Annotated in this window: 4 protein-coding genes; 2 read left to right on the top strand and 2 right to left on the bottom strand. The window is 36.5% G+C overall.

The genetic code is table 11. From position 1 onward, the window contains the following. Positions 1–7: 7 nt before the first annotated feature. Together ACFILT_RS06045 and ACFILT_RS06040 are read left to right on the top strand one after the other, a co-directional pair. Positions 8–91 carry a hypothetical protein gene (locus tag ACFILT_RS06045; protein WP_375679742.1) on the top strand — a complete coding sequence of 28 codons (84 nt, stop codon included), beginning with the start codon at positions 8–10 and terminating at the stop codon, positions 89–91. A gap of 92 nt (positions 92–183) precedes the next feature. Beyond that, positions 184–2,268 carry a type ISP restriction/modification enzyme gene (locus ACFILT_RS06040; protein ID WP_375679741.1) on the top strand — a complete coding sequence of 695 codons (2,085 nt, stop codon included), beginning with the start codon at positions 184–186 and terminating at the stop codon, positions 2,266–2,268. A gap of 998 nt (positions 2,269–3,266) precedes the next feature. On the opposite strand, the gene ACFILT_RS06035 is transcribed toward ACFILT_RS06040, so the two are convergent. Both ACFILT_RS06035 and ACFILT_RS06030 read right to left on the bottom strand, forming a co-directional pair. Next, positions 3,267–3,842, bottom strand: coding sequence for an SMI1/KNR4 family protein (locus ACFILT_RS06035; protein WP_375679740.1), 576 nt, complete (start codon positions 3,840–3,842; stop codon positions 3,267–3,269). Between the two features lie 64 nt (positions 3,843–3,906). Further along, positions 3,907–5,583 (bottom strand): HNH/ENDO VII family nuclease (locus tag ACFILT_RS06030; RefSeq protein ID WP_375679739.1); only part of this gene is annotated, 1,677 nt, incomplete at its 5' end.

The following is a 5,583-nucleotide window of genomic DNA, read 5'->3' as shown; positions in this document are numbered from 1 at the left end:
TGAAGCCTTGTTTGAAGGCAATGAATTTGTACAGAACAATGCCATTTCACAAGCAATGGACAAGATCTTAACGGAACTGGAAAAAGCTTAGGATCACGGGGTGTTTCTATTCTTGACCCTTTTACGGGAACGGGTACTTTTATCACAAGGCTTTTACAATCTAATCTCATCAAACCAGAGGATATGGAATATAAATATCGTTATGATATCCATGCCAATGAGATTGTTTTGCTTGCCTATTACATAGCAGCGATTAACATTGAATTGACCTATCATGGTCTTATGAAAGGTGAGTATATTCCTTTCAAGCATATTGGTTTGACCGATACGTTTCGGATGATTGAAAAACAAGATTTAATGAAAGGTATACTTAAAGAAAACAGTGAATATTTAGAACATCAAAAGAAACTGGATATCAAAGTTATCTTTGGTAATCCTCCTTATTCGGTAGGACAAAAGAGTGCTAATGATAATAATCCGAATACATCTTACCCCATATTAGATGAATGTATCCGTGAAAAATATATATTGAAATCAACAAAAATTATAAATCGGAACAAACTTTATGATAGTTATATTCGTGCCATTCGTTGGGCTAGTGACCGTATTGATAATGCTGGGGTAATCGGCTTTGTCACAAATGCAAGCTTTATCAATGGAAGTTCTATGGATGGTTTACGCAAGTGCCTCGTTGAGGAATTTTCAAGCCTTTATGTTTTCCATTTACGGGGTAATCAACGAACCTCTGGAGAAATTTCTCGAAAAGAAGGTGGTAAGATTTTTGGTGAAGGGTCACGTGCTCCCATTGCTATCTCTATTCTCGTAAAAAATCCAAATGCACACCAGCATGGGAAAATATATTTCCGTGATATTGGAGATTATCTCAATAGAGAAGAAAAGCTTAAGACAATTAAAAAATTTAGGAGTATTGATGGCATTACACGGAGCAAAAAAGGTTGGCAAATAATTACACCAGATAAACATGGTGATTGGATAAAGCAAAGAGTTGCTGATTTTGATCAATTCATACCTATGGGGAATAGGAATACCCCAATAGATGCTAAGTTATTTGAGGAAGTATCGCTTGGTATAAAATCAACTCGTGATTCTTGGGTTTGTAATTTTTCGAATAACGCACTAAGTACCTCTATTCAAAAAACGATTGAATTTTTTAATGAACAAAAACGTCTTGTTAGTGAAAACCCATCTATATCTGTAAAAAATATTATTGATTATGATGCTACCAAAATTAGTTGGACGGATACTCTTATTTCTCGTTTAAAACGGGGAGATGATGCAATCTTTGAACCCCACCTAACAGTTCCTGCTCTCTATAGTCCGTTTGTAACAATGTGGCATTATACATCATCATTTCTTAATGACATGTTAGGACAAACACATCAGTTTTTTAATCCAGATATGCCTGATAATCTTGGAATTTGTGTTTCGGGCATAGGAAATCGATCAGATTTTTCATGTCTCATGACAAATAAACCAATTAACTATGCTACATTAGAAACAGCAAGATGCTATCCGCTTCTATTATGTTCTAATTATAAAAAAACTCACGACCATAGCTTATTTACTACAGATGCACAAAAGAAAGTTCGTGATGCCATTACTGATGAGGGGCTAGCGCATTTTAAATCGGCTTATCCTAATGAGACTATAACAAAAGAAGACATCTTTTATTACGTTTACGGTCTTTTGCATTCGGAAGATTATCGTGCCCGTTATGCGGATAATTTATGTAAAGAATTGCCTCGCATTCCTTGTGTAAAAAATGCTGATGATTTTTGGAAGTTTGTGACAGCAGGACGTGAACTCGGTCATTTGCACGTGAATTATGAAGATGTAGAACTTTATCCAGTGACCTTTAAAAAGGGCAATCCAAAACAGACAGAGATCTCTAATCTAGAAAAGTTTTATTATGTAACTGAAATGAAATTCGCAAAAATTAAGAATAGTAAGGAAAAGGATAAATCGACTGTTTTTTATAATAGCAATATCACCATAACAGATATCCCTCTTGAAGCTTATGAGTATATTGTCAATGGCAAGCCTGCTCTTGAATGGGTTATGGGGCGTCAATGTGTAAAGACTGATAAAAAGAGTGGTATTGTTAATGATGCCAATCGCTATGCTGTTGAAACCGTTGGCAATCCTGCCTACCCTCTAGAGTTGTTTCAAAGGGTTATTACCGTAAGTTTAGAAACAATGAAAATCGTTAAGAACTTACCAAAATTAGAAATAAGAGAACCTGAATAACTTATAAAGCATGTTCACATGATAGGCATGCTAAATTCACAAGGGGTATAGAGCTTATAACCATAATCTATACCTCTCTTGTTAAGTTGATTACATACAATCTTTAAAAGGAGTGTTTATATGCGTTATTCTAAAAAGAAATCATTTGCACTTTTAAATACTCTCATTTGGATTGCTTTAAGACTTTTAAGAAACCCACTCTTAAATAGAATTAGATTTTTTTACATTGCCTTTAAAAGATTATACCGTAATCTAAAATGATAGCTTTATTGTTTTCAAAAGCTTTATTTAAGAGAGTTATATATATATATATTCATTTTGCTTATAGGTTTTGAAGGTTTCTCAAACCCTCAAAATACCTTCAAAAATATACCATGAGTTGTATTTATAGGTTTCATCTTAATATAGATTGTATCTCTAAAATTCTAATATATTGAAATATAATAACTTTTATTTTTTTGTTGAAAAAAATATATAAAGGGGAGTAAAAGGAACCCTCAAAATACTCAAAATCTTCAAAACTAACAACCATAAGGATCTTGATAGCATTTCTTATGAGTTACAAACTATCTTTTGAAAGGCTTTAAAGGATCATATGCTTTTCATAAAGCACATTTTAATCACTCACTAAAATAATCTATTTTCTCAGTTCAATTTACTGACACATAACTGACAAATATATATTGTGAGTTGAATTTATGGGTTACTATTTAATAAAGGTTGTATCATTGAAATGCTAACCTATTGAAATATATTGATTTTAATTTTCTCTCATTTAAAAAAAATAATATAGGCTCTAAAAAGAACTGACAACACTGACACGGTCTATTAAAAGGGATTTTGCTAATCTCTATAATGATCATTCTCTCTTTAGATATTTTCATAACAAGCAATAAATCGCAATTATCCTATTTATCAACTAGTTGTATAACATCATCTAAGGTATAGGTTTTCATAGATGATCCTCAAAACTTGCGTAACGCTCCATATTTCCCCTATCAATTGCCCCTCTTCCATAGTTTTTTCCAAAAACTCTTGTAAAAAGGGATAGGTTGCGGAGTGGGAGTGTGCTCAATCTTTTCAATCGGTTGATCACCTTCAGGTATCTCTTCTCCCACGTGTACTTTAATTCTTTTGCAAAGGAATTCATAAAAATTACTGGCGTAATATTCGCAATTATCCAATGGAAACATAACATAGATTGGACATTCTCCATCCCTAAACTGCGTATAATCAAAATAAAAGGTTTCACCAAAAGCAGCATCACAAACGATAAGCTGTTTTGGTGTTGCGAAACCACGTTTTCTATCATTTAAGTTTTGAAAAACAATATCATCAAAAGGAACACCTATAGGATGCTCATAAAGACTATAGATTTCATAACCACCAATGTCCCCGCCTTTATAATGTTTTAAAAAAACTTTATAGGAAGATGTGAATTGTAAACCGAGAGCTTTCTCCGCCTTTTCAATCACGAGATCACCAACCGCATTTTCTTCAGAACAAAAATTGACAATATCACCTTCATATTTATCAACTAATTGTATAACATCATCTAAGGTATAGGTTTTCATCAATTATTCTCCATCAATTATTCTATAAATCTCTGTTTTTTCTCTTTTCATCAACCGTAGAGCATTATTGCCGATGCTCCTGTCCCCATCTGTCAAAATTTAGACCTATAATGCCCCATTTCATATTGATTATTCCTCCTAAATTACTGTTTTCCTGTTCTCCATGCCCATTGCCGTATTCTTTCCAATATTCCTCTCTCTGCTTCTCAAACTTTTTTCTCTCTATAAGCGATTGATGTGTTTTTGGATTAGCATGAATAACAGAAGTATATTTTTTATGAAATTCATGGCTAATTTCCGCTAGGGGTCCATCGGGGGTTTGCTTTAGGTGATGCAACTCAACAGGCTTGCCATCAAACCCCATAGGTGCTCTTCCTGTTTTTGTCCTTTCAATATTGGTACCCCACACCTTTTTCTTCTTTACTGTCCAATTAACAATTTGGTTAGGATCAAACAGGTCGTCTCTCCGATAAACTGTGTAGGTCTGTCCAAATTTGCTATCGGTAAATTTAGTGGGCTTCTCTTTTAACCAAAGCTTTTTTTCTTTAGCAGCAAGTTTGGTCAGTTCTTTCCTAGCAGCTAGTTTGTCAGGATCTCCCTGAGCTGCAAGTTCTGCAAGATTTTTCTTGGAAGCGAATTGGACAAAATCTTTCCCAGCATTGAACTTGATCACAGCCTTTTCGCCAAGCTTTATGGCTCCCTTGGCTGCTCCAGCGCCTCCAACAAAGTTTTCTAACACTCCGGCTGATAATCTTCCAGTTTCAAAACCAGCATTAAAAGCTCCGTTAACTTCCGCTTTTTCAAGATTCTCTTTTACGTAATCTATATCCCCTATAAAGGAATCCTCAACACCTCCCCAGAATTGACCAGCACCTTCCCAGACATCATCAATCACATGTCCACTCACGACCCAAGACGCTCCTGTTCCAATGTCTTTAAAACTCTTTTCAACGCCCCCCCGTGGATTGCTAGCAAATATTATCATTTGTAACATCATGTTCTTCACAGCGCCATCAGCTAACTCGTATAGCTTGATTGGTATATCGGCAATGAGACCAGCCATAAGTCCTGTCGAAAAAGTTCTATCTTGTTGTTCATCAATCTCGAACCATTTTTCGTTAACATCTCTTCGACACTGATCATCAGGGCATTCTTCTAACTCTTTCTTCATCTGAGCGCGTTGTGCACTACCCAAAAAGTTATTTGCAGCGGCATTACCAGCGGCATCGGCGCCGGCATCAACATCGCCACCGGCAATGGCAGCGGCAACACCCCCCGCAGCCCGTGCAACATCAATGGTGTGGTCTCTAAAGTCAGCAAACTGCGCATCAATCTTTGCGTTTATACGCGCTTCCTCTTCCGCAGTTGGGGTGCGACCGTTTAGGTCCCCCATTTCCTCTTTCACAATGCCTTGCACCCACAATTGAAACTGGAGCATAGCNTGGGCAACAATCTGCGTGACCGTGTCTATTTTGCCTTCTGCCTTGGCGGTACCGATTTCTTCCGCCAACGATTTGCCAACCGTATCAGACAGGGCGATGCGCAGATTGTTAAAAAAGTTCTTGTCAAGAGAACCACCCTCAAGAGCCGTTTGAACGCCTGTGCCAATGGCGGCTTTAATCAGGTTCTTTTCCGCTTCACTGGCGATACGATCGACAAAAGGAGCGGTTTTTGGCAAAGATTGTCCAACACCTGCCATTTCCGTTATTTGGCTGGTTAAGCCCGCCGTTAACATCGATGA

The sequence above is a fragment of the Bartonella sp. AP7XZML genome, from assembly GCF_042195745.1.
Lineage (GTDB): Bacteria > Pseudomonadota > Alphaproteobacteria > Rhizobiales > Rhizobiaceae > Bartonella.
This window is presented reverse-complemented; position numbering and strand designations above follow the sequence as displayed.

Bases quoted from the DNA above. Each gene is read 5' to 3' on its own strand.
- ACFILT_RS06040 (WP_375679741.1), top strand. From the start codon at position 184: ATGGAATATAAATATCGTTATGATATCCATGCCAATGAGATTGTTTTG.
- ACFILT_RS06035 (WP_375679740.1), bottom strand. From the start codon at position 3,842: ATGAAAACCTATACCTTAGATGATGTTATACAATTAGTTGATAAATAT.